This is a genomic window from Brevibacillus porteri (genome assembly GCF_003013475.1).
GTDB lineage: Bacteria > Bacillota > Bacilli > Brevibacillales > Brevibacillaceae > Brevibacillus > Brevibacillus porteri.
This window is the reverse complement of the sequence record NZ_PXZO01000002.1, coordinates 329,088-350,065: the sequence shown is the minus strand read 5'-3', so window position 1 is coordinate 350,065 and position 20,978 is coordinate 329,088. Positions and strand designations below refer to the sequence as shown.

General features: G+C 46.5%; 2 protein-coding genes. Both read left to right on the top strand.

Annotated elements, in window-relative coordinates; translation table 11 throughout:
* Positions 1 to 576 precede the first annotated feature (576 nt).
* Complete coding sequence (locus tag C7R92_RS03615) at positions 577 to 16,137, top strand: non-ribosomal peptide synthetase (protein WP_106833282.1); 15,561 nt, start codon at positions 577 to 579, stop codon at positions 16,135 to 16,137.
* A 16-nt stretch (positions 16,138 to 16,153) separates the two neighbouring features.
* Complete coding sequence (locus C7R92_RS03610; RefSeq protein WP_106833281.1) at positions 16,154 to 20,878, top strand: non-ribosomal peptide synthetase; 4,725 nt, start codon at positions 16,154 to 16,156, stop codon at positions 20,876 to 20,878.
* Positions 20,879 to 20,978 lie beyond the last annotated feature (100 nt).

Below are 20,978 nucleotides of genomic sequence, written 5' to 3'. Positions count from 1 at the left end.
CCATCATATTAGCCCACGTGAATATTTGCAAATCAATGACCAATTTCCCCTGCTATACTCGCTGCAATGTGACCGTTACTCTAATCATCGCCCTTATTCCACTCCTAGAAAAGACAAAAGAACCAGCCATTTAAAAAAATGATTGATCGATACATCTATTCCTGGAAAAAGGTAAGAATCACCCATCTCATTATGACGATGGTTTCTTACTGGTTGACTCTTCAATAAAAATCAATAAATGGGATAAAAGTAAAGTGTGTATACCCGTTCGTTGCATTCCAAAGTACTGAAAGAAAAAAATGGGCTGCCCTTTTTTTCCGGGTAAGTGGCGATATGGTTCCGGGCAAAAGTTCCTAATATTCAGAATGAAATAACTGTTTGCTTATATCGGGTACGAGCCTAAGTGAAGCCCGGAATAGAAAGCGGGAGACAGGCGATTCGTACAGCGAGTCACATAGTGGGGAAATTCACTTCTCTTGTATGCACGTGGGGAGCAAGAGGGAGCATTTGGAGTGGTTATGCTCACCAGGCAAGTGTGAGAAACTATCAAACACGGGACAAGGGAGGAACAACGCTTTGCATATTGTTCAGACATTAGTAGAAGCGCTGGAATTGTGGAAGAACGAGGACCATAAAGGCGTTACCTTCATTTTGGGAGACCAGAATGAGGTGTTTGTTTCCTATAAAGAATTGTATGAAGAAGCCCTCGGTTATTTATTTGTCCTCCAAAAAAATGGAATCAAGCCTGGTGATGAGGTCGTTTTTCAAATTGAGGATAGTAATCTCCGAACTTTTGTCTGCCTTTTCTGGGGATGCTTACTCGGTGGAATTATCGCTGTGCCTATTTCTGTTGGGGATAACGAAGAGCATCGTCTGAAGCTTTTAAAGGTTTGGAAGACGTTAATCAACCCGTATCTGATTACGACGGACAGCGTCTGGCAACGACTGGAGGATTTCTTTAGTAAACACAACTACCTGACGGAAATGGAATCATTGAAGTCGAAGTCTTTCCTGCTTGAGGAGACCGGGAAAAATGAAGAGAAGGGCACCATCTATTACCCTTCTGCTGATCATGTGGCCTTTATTCAATTTTCATCGGGGTCTACAGGGGATCCAAAAGGGGTTACCCTGACGCATGAAAACCTTGTCCATAATGTGCTTGCGATTAATAACAGACTTGAAACGACTGAGTCTGACTCATTTCTAAGCTGGATGCCCTTAACTCATGACATGGGGATGATCGCGTTCCATTTATCCCCGTTGTACGCAGGAGTTCAGCATTATTTTATTCATACCTCACTGTTTATCAGGCGACCTACGCTATGGCTGAAGAAAGCAAGCGAGCACAAGGCGACAATTACTTCTTCTCCGAACTTTGGGTATAAATATGTGTTGTCTAGGTTTAAACCAGAAGTGGCAGAAGAGTGGGATTTGTCAACGCTCCGCGCGATTCTAAATGGTGCAGAACCCATCGCTTCAGAATTAATTTATCACTTTTTGGATCAGATGAGCCCTTATGGATTGAAGAAAACAAGCATGCTCCCATGCTATGGATTGGCTGAAGCCTCTGTGGGAGTATCGATACCTGATCAAAACTTGCATTTTACAACGATTTCTCTGGATCGTAGGTTTATCCAGATAGGAAAGCCAATCAAGATGACGGATCAAACAAATCCAGAAGCGCTCACCCTAGTAGAAGTGGGTTACCCCATCGATTTTTGCGAGGTAAGAATATGTGATGACGAGGATCACGAGCTGCCAAGCGATTCGGTTGGCCATATCCATATTAGAGGGAAGAATGTAACCGCTGGATACTACAACAACCCTGTTGCCACCGCAAATGTAATGACGGCTGATGGATGGCTCAGAACAGGGGATCTGGGTTTTATGCGAAACGAACGTCTTGTCATTACGGGGCGTGAAAAAGACATCATCTTCGTGAATGGTCAAAACGTTTATCCGCATGATATTGAGCGGATTGCGGAAGAAGTTGAAGGAGTCGAGCTTGGGAAGGTCGTTGCCTGCGGGGTATTCAACGAGAAAAGCAAAGAAGAAGACATTCTTGTGTTTGTCCTTCATCGGAAAAGTGTAGACGAGTTCATTGAGCTTTCTAAGAAAGTGAAAACGCATTTGAACGAGCGAACCGGATGGAGAATAAGCGAGGTCTTGCCGATTCAGCGCATCCCCAAAACCACGAGTGGAAAAGTCGAACGATATAGAGTGGCTAGGGAGTATCAGTCTGGAGCATTCCGCGATGTTACCGAGGAGATGCAACGCCTAATCACCGAAGAGGTAAAAGAGGAGAGAACCGATCAATCACCTCAGTTACGTGAAGAATTAGAAAAACAATTGCTTACGATTTGCCGCGAGGTGCTTCAATCAGACAAATTGGGACCAAACGACAGTTATTTTGACGTAGGCGTGTCCTCTATGCAGTTGACCCAGTTAGCAGGGCGGATAGAAGAAGAGATGGGGATCACATTGGCGGTTACCGATTTGTTTGCCTATCCGACGATCTCCAAGCTTTCTCGCAGTCTCTTCCACGACGATCAAGCGACTGATCGCATAAAAGAGACAGATACGAGCCAACAGAAACAAAAGGATATCGCGATTATCGGGATTTCTTGTAAGTTCCCGCAGGCTCAGGATGTGGATCAATTTTGGCAAAACATCCGGGGAGGAAAGGATTGTATTCATGAGCTTCATGGTCAGAGACGAAAGGACACAGAACAATATGTATCGCTAGTCAGAGGCGAGCAGGGCAATCCTAGCCTTGTGGAGGGTGGTTATTTAGAGGAGATTGATAAGTTTGACTATTCGTTCTTCTCGATCACCCCAAAAGAAGCGAAACTAATGGACCCCAACCAAAGACTGTTCCTTGAAAATGCTTGGAATACGCTAGAGGATGCAGGCTATGGCGGACACAAGCTTTCAGGGGAAAAAGTAGGGGTGTATGTCGGATTCTCCAAGTTGGGATACGATTACGAACGCCTTTTGTCAGTGGTAAGTCCCAAGGATTTGCCCTCTTATGCAGTAGGCAACCTTCCTTCCGTTATTGCAAGCCGCATCTCGCACTTGCTTGATTTGCGTGGCCCTGCTGTCACCGTGGATACAGCCTGCTCTTCTTCCTTGGTTGCAGTTCATATGGCGTGCAAGGCTATCCAAAACGGAGATTGTGAGATGGCATTGGCAGGTGGAGTCAAAACCATCCTGCTGGCGCTGAAGGCTGGAATTGGAATGGAATCCTCTGACAACCGTTCAAGGGCGTTTGACGATCAATCTGATGGAACGGGTTGGGGGGAAGGCGTAGCTACTGTTCTGTTAAAACCTTTGGAAAAAGCCATCGAGGACGGGGATCACATCTATGCTGTGATTAAGGGAAGTGCTGTGAATCAAGATGGCGTTACAGTCGGGATTACCGCACCGAACTCACAGGCCCAGGCAGAATTAATCGTAGACGCTTGGGAGGATGCGCAAATCGACCCTGAAACGATTAGCTATATAGAGGCGCATGGAACGGGTACAAAACTAGGGGACCCCGTTGAGCTGGATGGAATTCAGAGAGCATTCCGACAATATACACAGAAGAAACAGTTTTGTGGAATCGGCACTGTCAAAGCAAATATTGGACATTTATATGAAGCAGCGGGAATCGCTGGATTGATTAAGGCTGCTTTGCAGTTAAAGTACAAAGAACTGCCGGTCCTCGTCCATTTCCAGAAGCCGAATCGGAATTTTGCATTTGAAAAGTCGCCAGTCTATGTACAAAACAGACTGGAAAAATGGGAAACAGATGGACATCCGAGGAGATGCGGGGTTAGCTCGTTTGGGTTTAGCGGGACCAATAGCCACGTTATTTTGGAAGAGTATGTGCCAGTTAATGAAACGGAGATGACAGTCTCAGACGAGGTGCAAGTATTTACCTTGTCGACCAAATCCGAGTCAGCCCTTCAACGTCTGATTCAAAAGTACCGGGAGTTTCTTTCTTCCAGCGGACCGCTTTCTCTGTCTGATTTGTGCTATACGGCAAATACCGGGAGAGAAACGCTTCCCTATCGGATTGCACTCATTTTGCATAGTCGCAGCGATTTCGAACAAAAGCTCGACCGATTGGCGGTCCGGCTTGAAAATGATCGAGATGTTTTCGTCTACTCACCTGGTAAAAAGCGCGTTCCAGAAGAAACCGTTCATCTGTTGAGTCAATCCGCTCGGGATGTTCAAGAAAAGTACCACAAGGCGAGTACAGAGATGAAGTATTCGTATGCCACGACATTATGCGATTTGTATGTACAGGGAGCTACGGTTGACTGGGATGAGTTCTACAGAGATGGCAAAAAGAGAAGAAAAATGCCACTGCCGGTCTATCCTTTCGATCAGCATCGCTCTTGGATTACAGATGATGTGATCAGCATCATTCCAGAACAGACGAATACTATTAGCGGAAATAGAGGTGCTACTGTGTCAGAGATAGGAACTGCGCCAATCGCAAAAGTTCTGAAAGAGTTGGTTCATCATGCTTCAGGTTTTGCTGTAGATGAAATTGATCCATCCCTTCATTTTCTGGAGCTAGGCTTGGATTCTATTATGCTCGTACAAATCAATCGTGAAATTCAAGAAAAGTTTGGAGTGGTCATTCCGGCCCAAGAGTTGTTTGAAACCATTACCAGTGTGGACAAGCTAGCGGCCCACATCGCTCAGGAGCTATCCAGTAGCCCCGCTGTGGCTTCTGCCAAACAAATGGAATGGATGGCAATCGAGCAACCGAGAGCAAGCATGGTTGTGGAACAGAATGACGTTCACCATATTCAACAATCAGAGCCGATTGAACAAACCATGAAAATGCCAGTCTCGAGAAGCACAGGGGCGGTTGAAACCATTATCGAAAAGCAGATTTCGCTCTTGTCTGAACACCAAAACCAAATGGCTACGCTGTTACAAAAGCAATTGGAGCTGTTGAATCAAGAACAAAGCTTTGTACCAAAGCAACAAGTTGAATCTGTGCCTGTAGCTCCCGAGAGCAAGAAACCCGAAGGTAAACCACCCGTCAAGGTGAATGAAGAGGAACGCCAGAAGCCATTTATACCGTATCAGCCACTGATGATCGGTGAACGAGGCGATTTTACACCGACACAAAGAGCGTATCTGAACGCATTCATTCAAAGCTATACGGAAAAGACAAAGCACTCTAAGAAATATACGCAAGAGCACCGATTTGTTCATGCAAACAATCGCAATGTGTCTGGATTCCGTTCTTATTGGAAGGAAATGGTCTATCCAATCATTACACAAGCATCAGCTGGTTCAAAAATGTGGGATCTGGATGGGAATGAATATGTCGATTTGACGATGGGGTTTGGTGTAAACCTGCTCGGTCATAATCCCGCATTTATCATGAAAAAGCTGGAGGAACAGATTCAATCTGATCTGCCTCCGCTGGGTCCTATGTCGGATGTAGCTGGAAGGGTAGCAGAATTAATCAGCGAGCTATCCGGAGTAGAGCGTGTCGCCTTTTACAATTCGGGGACAGAGGCAGTAATGGTGGCACTGCGCTTGGCTAGAGCTGTTACCGGCCGTTCGAAAATCGCATTATTTTCCGGCTCCTATCACGGTACATTTGACGGCGTTCTGACTGTTGCTGATCCTGAGTCCCAGGACGGGAAGGCCATACCAATGGCACCAGGTATTACCCAGCATACGGTGGATGACGTCCTAGTCTTAAACTACAACCATCCAAAATCAATCGAGCTGATCAAAAAACATGCACATGAACTGGCCGCAGTATTAGTCGAGCCTGTTCAAAGCCGCCGTCCAGATCTGCAGCCAGTGGAATTCTTGAAGGAAGTCAGAGAGATTACAAGCCAATCAGGCACTGCCCTTATTTTTGACGAAATCATTACAGGATTCCGCATACATCTTGGTGGCGCACAGGCGTGGTACGGAATAGAAGCAGACCTCGTTACGTATGGAAAAGTTCCGGGTGGTGGCATGCCGATCGGTGTTGTAGCCGGTAAAGCTGCGTTCATGGATGCAGTAGACGGGGGAATCTGGAATTTTGGGGATCATTCTTACCCGGTAAATGCCGAGAAAAAGACGTTTGTGGGCGGAACGTTTTGTACGCATCCACTGACGATGCACGCTGCGATCGCTACTCTGGAATATTTGAAGGAACAGGGGCCGAAGCTTCAGGAAGCGTTGACTCAAAAGACCCTCTACTTGGTAGAAACACTTAACGCGTATTTTAAGAACGAACAGATTCCAATCCAGATGATTAATTGCGGTTCCTTGTTCCGCTTCGTATCGTTTACCGATATAGAATTGTTCTTCTATCATCTGATTAGCAAGGGCATTTATATATGGGAGGGCAGAAATTGCTTCCTTTCCACAGCCCATTCCGATGAGGATATTGAGAGACTGATCCATGCGGTGAAGGAAAGTATTGATGATCTGAGGCGAGGAGGTTTTTTGCCGGAGCCACCCCCAACTTCTCCGAATGGTGGACGGAAACAAAACCAAGTCGTCGAAATGACAAACTTTACGAGACCGGATGGACAAAAGCCAGAGGCAACGCCTGTGGAAATTGGGGGGGAACAACTGAAGCTTCCTCTTAGCCCTGAACAGAAACAAATGTGGTTTGCAGTCAAATATCGCGAGGAAGCATCCGCCGCTTTTAACGAGACTATCTCCCTTCAGGTGGATGGTGAGCTTGATATCCCTGTGTTTGAGCGGGCAGTCCAAACCATGGTGGATCGTCATGAAGCATTGCGGACCATCATTGATTCAAACGGGGAGTATCAGGTGGTACTTCCCAAGAGGGACATACGTGTTCGATTCGTGGATTTGAGCAATCTTTCATCCGAGGAACAGGAAGAAAAAAGGAATCAGCTATTGGATGAACAAACAGGCACGCCATTTGACCTGTCTTCTGAGGCCCCCCTGTATCGGGTAAGTGTCATCAAGCTGGCTACCGCCAAATTCCTGACTTCCTACACCTTCCATCACATGATTGCGGATGGGTGGTCCATGGCTATATTTATAAAAGAGCTGGATGATATTTACTCGGCCCTTACACAGAAACGACCAATATTGCTCGAGCCGTCTACACCGTTTTCTACGTACCGAAATTGGCAAGAAGATCAGATGCAGAATCCAGCGTTTCAGGACGCGCTCACGTACTGGAACGAAAAATTTGCAGATCCAATCCCCAAGCTCGTTTTTCCTTTAGAGCAAGGTGAAGTGGGAAAACCAACTTTTACAGGCGAGCGAATTACCTTCAAGATCGACAGTAACATCACAAGGAAGGCAAGAAAAAGAAGCATTCAAAACAAGAACAGTCTGTTTATTACCTTACTGGCTTCTTTTAACCTCTTCCTTCATCGCATTCTTGGGAATAGAAAAATGGTTGTTGCGATTCCTACTGCGGGTCAATCCCATATCGGCAAAATGTCCTTGATCGGAAACTGCGTCAATCTGTTGCCGGTTTGCACGGAGATTGACGGCAATGATACGGCAGCGGATTATTTGTCCCAGGTGAAACAGGCGGTTGCGGAGATGGAAAAGCATCAAGCTTACTCCTTTGCAGCATTAGCTGAGAATTTGCCGCATCAGAACTTGCCAGAGATTTCTGTGTTGTTCAATATGGATCGACCGCTTCACAACCTGACTTTCGCTCAAATGAAGGCTACGCTGTTGCCCAATCGGATCATTTACAGCAAGTACGATCTTTTTGTCAACGTGACAGAAGTGGGCGGAGAGCTTGTGGTGGATGTGGATGCACGAAGCGGGGTAGTAACCACGGAGATTCTTCGCAAGTGGGGCGTCTACTTTGCCAATCTTTTGCATCGTATTGCAGAAGACGATCAGGAAAAAATTCATGCACTGTCACTTTTACAGCCCAATGAGATGGAAAGAATGATACGCGAATCCAGTGGCAACCTGGGCAAATATGCAGCGGAATGGACAGAACTTTTGCAGGATGTGCCAGATGATCGAGTAGGACGAGCTTCCCTCTATGTCCTGGATCAGTATCAGCAATTTGCCCCTGTGGGTGCGGTCGGACAGGTGTATATGGCAGATGGGGGATTCGAGCATGCAGACCCGTCTCATTGGCAGCGAACAACGAAAACGGCTGTTCCACTAGGAAATGGAGAAATCCAAATCATCCATTCATCCGATCGACTTGCAGGGCAAAGAAGCACGGCAGGCAGAGAAGTAGAGCCGGCTGGTACGGTGACCGAAGAGACCATCAGAGTCATTTGGCAAGAAATCTTGGGAAGCTCCCCGATGTATCTGGATGATAATTTTTTTGAACAAGGCGGGAACTCCTTACAAGCGACTGTCATGCTCAGCAGAATCTACAAGGAATGCCACGTGCAAATTCCTTTGCATCAAATTTTTCAATCGCAGACGATACGTGAATTAGCCAAATATGTAGACTCGTCCAAGCATCAAGCTTTTACACCCATTCGCTCATGCGAGTTGCAGCCATACTATAAGTCTTCTTCCGCACAGAAAAGAATGTACATCCTCCAAGGTCTGGATGGAGGAACCGCCTATAACTTATCCGGCTACTTACAATTGGATGGGGAACTGGAACTCGATCGTCTGATTCACTCTTTGCAGCAGGTTGTACAAAGGCACGAGTCTTTCCGAACCAACTTTGTGATTAGAGATAATGAAGTCGTTCAAGTTTTACATGACGATCTGCCATTGGATATTGAGGTCAAACAATTGGCCGAAGAGGATGTAAATGAGGCGATTCGCACCTTTATCCAGCCATTTGATCTCAGCAAAGCACCGCTTATTCGGACGAAAATCTTCCAAGTGTCAGCCAAACGCTTCATTGTGGCTGTGGACATGCATCACATTATTTCGGACGGCTATTCGGTCTCTCTGTTTATCCGTGAGCTGCTCCATACGTATAGAGGAGAATCACTGCCTGAGCTCGGTGTGACGTATAAAGATTTCGTGGCATGGGAGCAAGAGAGGGAGCAGTCAGAACAGCTCTTGGCTCAAAAGGAGTACTGGCTTGAGCAATTTAGCCAAGGAGAACTTCCGGTATTGAAGCTACCGATTGATTACCAAAGACCGCCGGTTCAATCCTTTGAAGGTGACCGCTTGACGATGGGGATCGGTGAGGAAGTCAGGAAGCAGTTGCTCCAATTGGCTAGGGAAACTGACACGACCTTGTACATGGTATTGCTTGCTGCTTACAATGTACTGCTTTATCGATACACAGGGCAGGAGGAGCTGATTGTCGGTTCTGCTGTGGCGGGAAGACAACACCCTGATTTGGAACGAATGATGGGCATGTTTGTAAATACGTTGGCCATCCGAAACTATCCGACAGGAAGCAAGACCTTTATGGATTTCCTGAAAGAAGTGAAAAATCATGCCATACGTGCCTTTGAAAATCAGGAGTACCCGTTTGAAAAACTGGTTGATGCTCTTCAATTAAACAAAGATTTGAGCCGCAATCCTCTATTTGATACCATGTTTGATTACCATTATGAATCCTTTGACGACGTGGCCTCAGATGATTTCAACGTCACGACGTATGAATATCCAAAAGGTGTGTCCCTCTTTGATCTCAGTCTTGATGTCCATGACAATGGGACGACGCTCACTTGCCAATTTGATTACAGCACTCATCTGTTTAAACGCGATACGGTTGAGCGAATGGCCAATCACTTTGCCAAGATTCTTCACTCCATTCTGCAGTCTAATGAGAGTTGCCTAGCTGATTTGGAGTACTTGTCCAGCGAGGACGTCAAGCAGGTTGTTGCCGACTTTAATCAAGCGAGAAAGCAAATACCCGCTCCTCTCTATCCAACGTTTTATGAATGGTTTGAGGCAGAAGCAATACGCCATGCAGAGCAAGTCGCTGTCTCTTACGGGGAAGAGCAGATCAGCTATCAGGAACTCAATGCGAAAGCAAACCGCTTGGCACGGACTCTGCGTGATCAGGGTGTAAAGCCAAACAGCTCCGTTGCGATTTTGGCAGAACGCTCGATTAACATGGTCGTCGCTGTTCTGGCTGTCATGAAGGCGGGTGGAGCCTATGTTCCGATTGATCCTCAGTATCCAAAGGACCGCATTTCGTTCATGCTGGAAGACAGTCAGGCAAAGGTCATGCTGGTCAATCAAAATGGACAGAGCGGACTAGACTTCAGCGGCGCTATTATCGATCTGGACGCAGAGGCCAGTTACAGGGAGGATTCGTCCAATCTCGACGCCATCTCCGGACCGAGCGATCTCGCTTATATCATTTATACGTCCGGCACTACTGGCAAACCCAAAGGGGTCATGATCGAGCATCGCAATCTGGTGAGTGTAGCCAATACATGGCGCTATGAGTACGAACTAGAACAGATGAATGTGAATCTCTTACAGATGGCGAGTTTCTCTTTTGACGTGTTTGCAGGGGATTTGTGCAGGGCCCTGTTGCATGGTGGACATTTGGTGATTTGTCCAAGTGATGTAAGGATTGATCTTCCGGCACTATATCAGTGGTTGACCCGGTATGAAATTTCCTTGTTTGAATCAACACCTGCTCTTGTTCTTCCTTTTATGGAGTACATTTATCAAAATGGATTGTCGCTCACTCATCTGAAACTGCTGATTCTTGGTTCAGATACATGCCAAAGTGAAGCGTTTGTCTGCTTGGTCGAGCGTTTCGGGCAGATCAAAATCATCAATAGCTATGGAGTCACAGAGGCTGCTATTGATTCCAGCTACTTCGAAATGGCTGGCGATACCGAAATGACAACCGGAAATGTTCCGATCGGAAAACCGCTGCAAAACACAGAATTTTATGTGTTGGATTCCCAATGGCGGTCACAGCCGGTGGGCGTGTACGGAGAACTATATATCGGAGGAGCAGGTGTTGCGCGTGGTTATCTGAACCGAGAGGAATTAACCCGCGAGCGCTTCATCCAAAACCCTTTCCGTCCTGGCGAGACCATATATAAGACCGGCGATATTGTGCGCTGGCTGGCAGATGGAAATATGGAGTTTGTTGGTCGTTCGGACTACCAATTGAAGATTCGTGGATTCCGTGTGGAGCTGGGCGAAGTCGAAAATCAACTGTTACGGCATGAAAAGGTTCGCAATGCCATTGTGCTCCCGAAGACAAGGGGAGATGAATCCGTTGTATTGTGCGCTTATTACACGACGGATGAGGAAGTAAGTACATCCGAAATCAAGGGCTTTTTAGCCGATTCCCTGCCTGAGTTCATGGTGCCAACCTTTATCGTCCAATTGGAAGAGTTGCCTGTGACGCCAAACGGCAAAATCGATCGTAATGCTTTGCCTGAACCCGATCTTTCTAAGCTAATATCCGAGGAATACGTAGAACCAGCGACAGAAAATGAAAGAAAACTTGCAGGAATATGGCAAGAGGTCTTGGGGATCGAGCGAGTCGGCGCTCTGGATCGATTCTTTGAAATCGGTGGACATTCGCTGCATGCCGCCATTCTTCTTGCCAAAGTGAACAAGGAGTGGCAGGTAGAAATTCCGCTGCGAGCCGTTTTCCAAAATCCTACTGTCAGAAGTTTTGCCCACGTCATTTCTGAATCGACACTGACCGAAAAGCCTTTGATTCAGTTGGTTGGAAAACAAGAGAATTATGAGCTCTCTCCTTCGCAAAAAAGGATTTTCACGGTTCAATCACTCGATGAAACGAGTGTTGCCTATAACATGGCAGGCGCTCTGATTCTTTCCGGGCAGCTGGATTCTGCGGCATTGGAAAACGCATTCCAGTCCCTCATTCAAAGGCATGAGGCGTTCCGTACGTCCTTCGACTACGTAAATGGTGAGCCGAAACAATTTGTCCATGACTCTGTCCGTTTTGCCATCGATCATGCTCGCGCAGAGGACAGTCCTGAGAGTATAGAAAATCACATTCGGACGTTCATTCAACCATTCGAACTGAGCCAGGCACCATTATTGCGAGTCAAGCTGGTCAAACTGGTTGAGGACAAGCATTTGCTCCTGATCGACATGCACCACATCATAGCAGATGGAACATCGGTGAGCATTGTGATTGATGAGTTGAATCAACTGTATAACGGACGAAATCCAGAACCACTTACCATTCAGTACAAGGATTATTCGGCTTGGTTGAAACAGCTCAAGACGACGGGCCAGTCGCATAGGCAGGAGAAGTTCTGGATAGATGAATTCAGCGGGGAGCTACCTGTCATGAATCTACCTACGGACTATCAGCGACCGCAGTTTCAAAGCTTTGAAGGGGGTACGGTCGAAAGCGAGATAGAGGCAGATGTATCCCGTAGCTTGCATGACTTGGCGAAGGAAGCGAATGTCACAGTCTTTTCGATTCTATTGGCGGCGTACAACGTTTTGCTGTCCAAATATACCGGGCAAGAGGACATTGTCGTAGGGACTCCAGTGGCAGGACGTAACCACACCGATGTTCAAAATGTAGTGGGGATGTTTGTAAATACGCTTGCACTGCGAAATCATCCAGCAGGCAGCAAAACGTTCCGCGAGTTTGTCCAAGAGCTAAGTGAGAAGGCACTTCTGGCGTTTGAACATCAGGATTATCCATTGGAAGACCTAGTAGAGAAGCTTCAAGTTCGACGTGACCCAAGCAGGAATCCGTTGTTTGACACCATGTTCTCCTATGACAATGTGGCAGATACGGCCTTTGATTGGAACAGGGTAGAGGTCAGCCTTTATCCATTCCAAACGAAAATATCCAAGCTAGACATCGTCATGAATGTTGAGACGAGAAATGAAAGCTTTTTTGTAGAGTGCGAATATAGCACCAGCCTATTTAAGCCTGAGACGATGGAGCGTTTTATCAGCCATTTTACCAACGTACTGCGGCAGGTAGCTGCTAACATGGATATTCTTGTGGGCGAGATTGACCTCATGTCTCCGGAAGAAGTGCAGTTTATGGAGAAGCTCAGTAATGATACGAAGCGAGATTATCCTGTGGTACAACCGATCCATGTTGCCATCGAGGAATCAGCTAGCCTTTATCCGAATCGCATTGCCGTTTCCTATCAAGGCTCGACAATCACGTACCAACAATTGAACGAGAAAGCCAATGCAGTCGCTTCTGATCTGCTGAACCGCGGTATAGGAAAGGGCAAGTATGTACCTGTGCTGATGGAAAGAAGTCTGGAATTGGTCGTATCGTTATTAGGTGTAATGAAGACGGGAGCAGCGTTTTCACCATTGGACATTCAGTGGCCTGTCGATCGACTCCAGTCTGTTATTGCCGAGCTGGGTAGCGAGTTCGTATTCGTAGAATCTGACCATTCCTTTACGGAGACGGATTTGGGAGCGAATTTGGTTGCGATTGATCTGGGGCACCTGACAACAGAAACCGAAAATCCTAATTTATCCGTATCGCCGGAAGACCCCATCTATGTCATTTTTACTTCTGGCTCAACAGGCAAACCAAAAGGAGTCGTGGTACCGCATCGAGGGATTGTCAACCGCTTTAACTGGATGGATGATTACTTTGGACAAGACGCAGCGCAATCTGTCCTTCAGACTACCAACCATGTATATGACAGTGCCATTTGGCAATTCTTCTGGCCGCTGACGAATGGCGGAAAAACGGTCTTGCCTACTACGGGGATGACAGTCTCGGCTGATTACATGGCTGGAATCATTGAAGACGAACAAATTACCTTAACTGATTTCGTCCCATCTGTCTTTAATGTGATCGTCAATCAGTTAGCTGAAAATCTCGAGCTGCAGGGCAAATTACAATCGCTCAAAAAGATCATTATCGGCGGCGAGGAAATCGTTCCGTCCGCAGTTTCCAAATTTCTGAAAATATTCCAGTATGTATCACCGGCAAATTTGTATGGCCCGACAGAAGCAAGTATCGGATGCATTGCCTATCAAATTACGGGAGAGGAAGATCGCATCCCGATTGGAAAACCGATATTCAACACGAAAATCCTTCTACTCGATGCGTACGGAAAACGAGTGCCGATAGGTGTCCCTGGAGAAATTTACATTTCAGGCATGCCGCTTGGACTAGGTTATCTGCATAACGAGGAGCTAACGAGTCAGAGCTTTGTTGATAATCCATACGTGGAACCCGGCTATGAAAAAATGTATAAGACAGGGGATTTGGCTGTCTATTTACCGGATGGAAACATCCATTTCCTGGGCAGAAGGGATTTCCAGATTAAAATCAGGGGATATCGAATCGAGCCAGGGGAAATTGAAAGCAAGCTGCTTTCGCTAGAACAGGTAAAAGAAGCAATCGTGATCGCCAGAGAAGAAGAAAATGGAAGCAAGTACTTATGCGCGTATATTGTGACAGAGCATGAGCTTGCCGCTGACGAGTGGAGAGACCTGCTCGCGAAAGATTTGCCCGATTACATGATCCCGTCTTTCTTCGTTCGACTAGACGCTATGCCGATTACCGCTGTTGGAAAAGTGGATCGGAAAAAACTCCCTCTTCCTGATCGCTCCCTCTTGGTGGAGGAACACATCGTCGAGCCGTCCGATGAACAGGAGCAGATCATGGTCTCCATCTGGAAGGATGTGCTGGGGCTTGCGCAAGTAAGTGTGACCCACAACTTCTTTGAGCTTGGGGGAGACTCTATTAAAGCTCTTCAGATGATAGCGAGATTGAGGAATCATGGGTATGAGCTCCGATTGAAAGACTTGTTCCAAAACCCACGTATTCGCAGTGCAGCAAGATATCTCCAGACGCTGACCAGACAAATTGATCAAGGGCCTGTAATGGGAGCAGTAGCGTTGACACCGATCCAGATGAACTTCTTTGAACAAAACCATCAGAACCCGCATCATTACAATCAATCTGTCATGTTGTTCAGTGAAGCTGGCTTTGATCCAGAGCTGGTTCAACAAGCATTTATGAAGCTGATTGAGCATCATGATGCTTTGCGAATGAAATTCCAATTGAACGAGTCAGACATTGTGCAGGAACATCGGGAACTAGACGAGTGCCAAGTCCCCATTATGATCAGAGAGTTTCCGGCTCACAGCGTAGTGGAAATGGAGCAAGCAGCGCAACTCATACAGGAAGGGATCGATTTGACGGATACTGCGTTGGCAAATCTCGGCCTTTTCCGAACAGAAGCAGGAGATCACTTGTTAATCGTGATTCATCATCTCGTAGTCGATGGTGTCTCATGGCGGATTCTTCTAGAAGATTTCCATACGGTGTATGACTCCTTGCAGCAGCAAGAAGAGCCTACTTTGCCTATGAAAACCGATTCCTATCAAACATGGTCAGAAGAATTGCAAAAATATGCGCAGGGAAGCGAGATTCAACAGGAAATCGGATATTGGAAGCAGGTAGAGGAAACGCCGTTCTCTCCTCTGGCAAAGGCGGAAACGATTGAAGCACCGCTGATGCAAGATACAACCGAGGTCACCATCGAGGTTGATGAAGCCTACACAGAAAAGCTGCTGAAGCAAAGCCACCAAGCTTATAACACGGAAGTGAACGATTTGTTGCTTACGGCGTTGGGCTTGACAGTAAAAGAGTGGGCGGGGTTAGATCATGTGCTCGTCAATCTGGAGGGACATGGCAGAGAAGAGATCGTGAAGGGCATGGATATTTCACGCACGGTCGGATGGTTTACAGCCCAGTATCCATTCGTACTTGATATGAGCCGATCAGAATCTGTTGGCTACCAGATCAAAATGGTGAAAGACAGCCTGCGACGTGTGCCGAACAAAGGTATTGGATACAGTATTTTACAGTATCTGTCTGCGAGACAAACCGAAGTTCCGTTAACGTTCCAGGTAAAGCCCGAGATCAGTTTTAACTATTTGGGACAGTTCGATACAGACTTGGAATCTGGCAGCATAACGACTTCCTCTCTTTCACCGGGCCGAGAAATCAGTCCGTCCGCCATTCGATCCTTTGCGCTTGATGTGAATGGAATGGTGGTGAATCGCAAGCTGACACTTACTTTTACGTATCATCGTGAAGAGTTTGAAGAAGGAACCATTCAGCGCCTCGTGGATGCCTACCGAGAAAAGATCGTAGAAATCATTACGCACTGCTTATCGAAAGAGTCAGTCGAGCAAAGCCCAACAGATTTCACATACGATGAGCTGTCCATTGAGGAACTAGATCATCTTTCCCAACTGCTGGGTGAAAAAATTCAATGATAGATGGTGATGAGGTTTGAATGGTGTTCAGATTAAAAATATATACCGCTTGACACCTATGCAGGAAGGCATGCTGTATCACTTTATCCTTCATCCTGAATCAGAGGTTCACTTCGAACAAACGGTGATTACGATGGAGGAGTCGTTGCGGCTTGATCTCCTTGATCAGAGCTTTCGCGACCTCGTTGAAAGATTCGATATCCTGCGAACAGTCTTTCACTATAAAGAAAGTAAAAAGCCTCTGCAGATCGTGTTGAAGCAAAGAGAAGCAGCTATTCAGATCGAGGACATCTCTGACCTGACTCAGGATGAACAAGAAGCATTTGTGGAGCAATTTCTTGTAAGGGATCGGGGCAAGAGATTTGATCTGGAAAAAGATCTGTTGTTTCGGATTACCGTTATGAAATTGAGCGAATCAAAATACAAGATGGTGTGGAGCTTCCACCATATTATTATGGATGGCTGGTGCCTGGGGATTGTCGCAAAAGACTTTTTCCATATCTATCGCTCTTATCTTCAAAATAAGAAGGCTGAGCTGGCTCCACCGTATTCTTTCAGTACCTATGTCACTTGGCTTGGCAAGCAAAACAAACAAGAGGGACTCTCGTTCTGGCGAGATAGCTTGGATGGATTTGATCAGCAATCTCCTTTACCGGTTGAAACGATTTCAACCGGTAAGGGGTACCAACGAGAATCGATCGTATTTCGCATGGATCGGGAAACGACTGCCCGTTTGGAGCAGTTAGCGAGATCAAATGATGTAACACTGAGCATCATCTTTCATTCCCTCTGGGGATTGTTGTTGCAACGATACAATTATGCCAATGATGTTGTCTTCGGATCAGTCGTTTCGGGACGTCCTTCTGAGCTCGTTGGCGTAGAAGAAATGGTTGGATTGTTTGTCAACACGATCCCAATGCGAATTCGCAGTGAAGGCAAACAGACATTTTCAGAGTTGCTTCGGCAGGTGCAACAGTTTTTCACAGCCACAAGCAGCTACCAATACTTGTCTCTGGCGGATATTCAGTCCGAAACCGCATTAAAACAAAACCTGATTCAGCATCTCATGGTCTTTGAAAACTATCCATTGACGGAAGAGGCATTCGACGAAGATGGAAAAGGTGGTTTATTCGGAATCACGGATGTCCAAGGATATGAGCAAACCAGCTACGACTTCAACTTGTGCATTATTCCCGGAAAGGAATTAGAAATTCACTTTATCTATAATGCACTTGCTTACAGCGATACCTATATGCAAAAAGTACGGGCGCACATGAATCAGTTGATTCAAAGTATCGTCCGTAATCCTGATCAGCCGATTGCAAAAATGCAAATGGTCACAGACGAGGAGCAGGCTCTCATTCTGCAACAATGGAATGACACAGAGATGCTGGTTGATCAAACGCTAACCATTGACCAGCTATTTAAGGAACAGGTCAAAAAGGGACCGGATCATTTTGCCGTGGTAGATCAGGAAGGAACATACACGTATCAGGAATTAGATGACAAATCCGATGCGCTGGCCCACGTGCTGCGTGAGAAAGGGGTAAAACCAGGCAGCATTGTTGCTGTGATGGTAGAGCGCTCTACTGCATACAGCCTCGCCATCTTGGCCGTTTTAAAAGCGGGCGGTGCCTTTCTTCCAATTAGTACCGACCATCCGAGCGAACGGATCAGCTATATGATCGAAGATAGCGGGGCCAGTATTGTTTTGGTCCATGATCCGACGGTATCGTATGCAGAGCGTATTCTCCCAGCAGCAACATTGATCAATCTTGATGATAGGAGCGTATACAACGATGTTTCACCTGTTCTACAGATCCTTCATCGTTCCATTGACCTGGCCTACGTCATTTATACATCCGGGTCAACGGGGAAGCCAAAGGGGGTAAGGCTGCACCACGTCGGAATCGCCAACCTCCAGCAGTTTTTCATCAACGATCTCGGGATCACCCAAAAGGACAAGGTGTTGCAGTTTGCCAGCATCTCTTTTGATGCCTCTGTCTGGGAGTTTACGATGGGGGTATTGACTGGGGCGAGATTGGTCATTGTTTCAAAGGATGTCGTACTCGATCCGCAGGCTTTCAGTGAGTATCTGCTACGGCATGAAGTAACAGTCGCGACGCTTCCACCTACCTTTGTTACGTATTTGGAGCCGGAAAATTTCCCGAAATTGAAAACGTTAATCACCGCAGGCTCCGCGGCAAACTGGGAGCTTGTCCATAAATGGAGCGGGCATTGCCGATACATCAATGCATACGGTCCAACCGAAACAACGATTTGTGCGACGACTTGGACGTATGAAGGGCAAGAGAGGCTGCCGCAGCAAGTGCCAATCGGAAAGCCCATTGCCAACACAAAAGTATACGTGTTAGATGCGCACGGTCATTTGCAGCCCCAGGGAATTCCTGGTGAGCTGGCAATCGCGGGTATTAGTGTCGCTGATGGCTACATCAATCGCGAGGAATTGACGAACGAGAAATTTGTGGCAGATCCGTTTATGGCCGGTTCGAGGCTCTACAAGACGGGAGATATGGTGAAATGGCTTGCGGATGGAAGTCTGGAATATTTGGGGCGAATGGACAACCAGGTCAAGATACGTGGTTTTCGTATCGAGCTTGATGAGGTTGAAAACGTGATCCTATCCCAGGCAGGAGTGAAGGAAGCGGTCGTGTTGGCCAAAAAAGAGCAGGGAGGAGATGCCTGCTTGATCGCTTATCTGGTCTGGGAACAGCCTGATTGGAACAGAGATTTGCGTCAGGAGCTTTTGGCCACCCTTCCGGCCTATATGGTACCAACGTATATCCACGTCCTTGAGAGAATGCCTATAACACCAAACGGAAAAATAGATCGGAAAGCATTACCTGAGCCTGCCATGATCAGGGAGGCAAGTAAGCAGATGAATCCACCTGTTACAGAGCAGGAGATTAGGCTGGCGGAAATTTGGAAAGAAGTGCTCGACCTACAGGAAATCAGTGTGGATGACCATTTTTATGATCTGGGCGGGCATTCTATCAAAGCGATCCAACTGGTAGCGCGACTTCATAAGGAAGGAATAGAAGTAAAGATTCAAACGATCTTCCAATATGACACAGTCAGAGCGCTAGCAGGATATGTAGATACAGTAAACCGAGTTCGCACCACAAAAGCGCAAGATAAAAAAGAGCTGGAAACCTTGATTTACGCTCATTTTCAAGTGCGAAGCAACTATGTAGAGTTGCCCTTCGGCAACAAGCATCGAGCTGTTCTGTACGTGGAGGAAAATGCGCGGGACAAACACCAAGAAATACTGTCCGTATTGCGTAAGTCTTGTGATCCTGCAATTCAGCCGCACGCAATCCAATATCTGGATCTCTCGCAAAAAGCATGGGAAAAAGAGAGGAATGATATCCAAGAGGCTGCACTAGATGAGAATGAATCGTTGCCATGGCAGGAGCGACTCGTCAACGAACTCGATCAGAAGCTCCTCCGTTATTCGGAGGCGATCGTCACTCAGCAGACTTTTATCAGACAGCCGCTGTCACCTTCACAGCGCTATCATGTACAGGAAAAGGACATTTCTGGAACAGTGATTCGCTTTGAGCGGATGATCGATCCTAAGACACTGGAAAAGGCATTTCGTAAAGTCCTGGAGCGGCATCATTTACTGCGATGCACGTTGGCTTTTGAAGAAGAAGAGCCATATTGGAAAGAATATCCTTGCCCTAGTGAGATTGCGCTCCCTGTTGTTGATGTATCGAGCGACTCGGATGACAGAAAAGAAGCGGTGCGCCAACTTTTACTGAGCGAATATTTTTACAAGCAGCATGATTCGATCGGTTCTTTGTCTTACAAAGTGATCTTGCTGAAAGAGAGCGAGAAAGAGTACTCGTTCCTATTCCCGGCATCGCATCTCATTTTTGATTTTATTAGCAGTGAGGTTCTGCAAAACGACATGAACCTGTATTACGAAGCGTTGGAGAATGGTACAGAGCTCTCGGAAAATGATCGGAATACGTATTGGGATTTCGTCCAGCAAATTACCAAAGGTCCAATCGGAATCGAAGATCAACAGCTCATGGAGGAATTTGAACTTCACGCATTTGAGAATAGTCTTTTGTCCATAGAAAGACAGCTCGCATCTTCATCCGCTTTGGACGGCTACACGATTGTTACCTGCGAACTGGATATGGACAACCCGCAGGAGACAGAAAATGCACGGATTCCGATTGCTCTTTTAGCCAGATTTTGCGAAAGAAGTTATGGAGTCCAAAAGGCACCCATCTTCCTCATGAACTTTGGCAGATCCTTTATGGGGAACCATTTCTTCGATGTGCTTGGCGAGTGCATCGATCATATTCCGCTTCATATTGATCCAGCGTCGAGTCTGGATGAGTTGGAAACGTATGTGAAAGCTCGGTTGGATCTCGCAAAGGAGAGGAACATTCATTTCACCAATCTCGTACAAAATCATGGTGTAACGGAAAACTATCCTCTTTCTAATCACTCACTCATCCAATCCATGCAGATGACGCCTATTATTTGTAACTTTCTGGGTGAGCAGAACAAGAGTCAACCAAGTGAATACGATCACCTGTTTATAAAAGGAAAGAAACGTATTCTCTTTGAGGCTTCCTATGCATCCATGGGCAAAATGACTATTTTTATGGCTTTGCCATATAGCGAGGATGAAAGGAAGCTGCGAGTGATCTTGGAGGAGGAAGCGAAAAAATTGATAGGATCGCCTCTAGTCATACGCTAAGAATCGCCTAGGAATCGTATTGGAAATCGGCAGATGGATTCCGCTCTATTCCGGATTTATTGTCCGTGGGGTGTAGCGGGTTCATCTTGCCGAAATATAG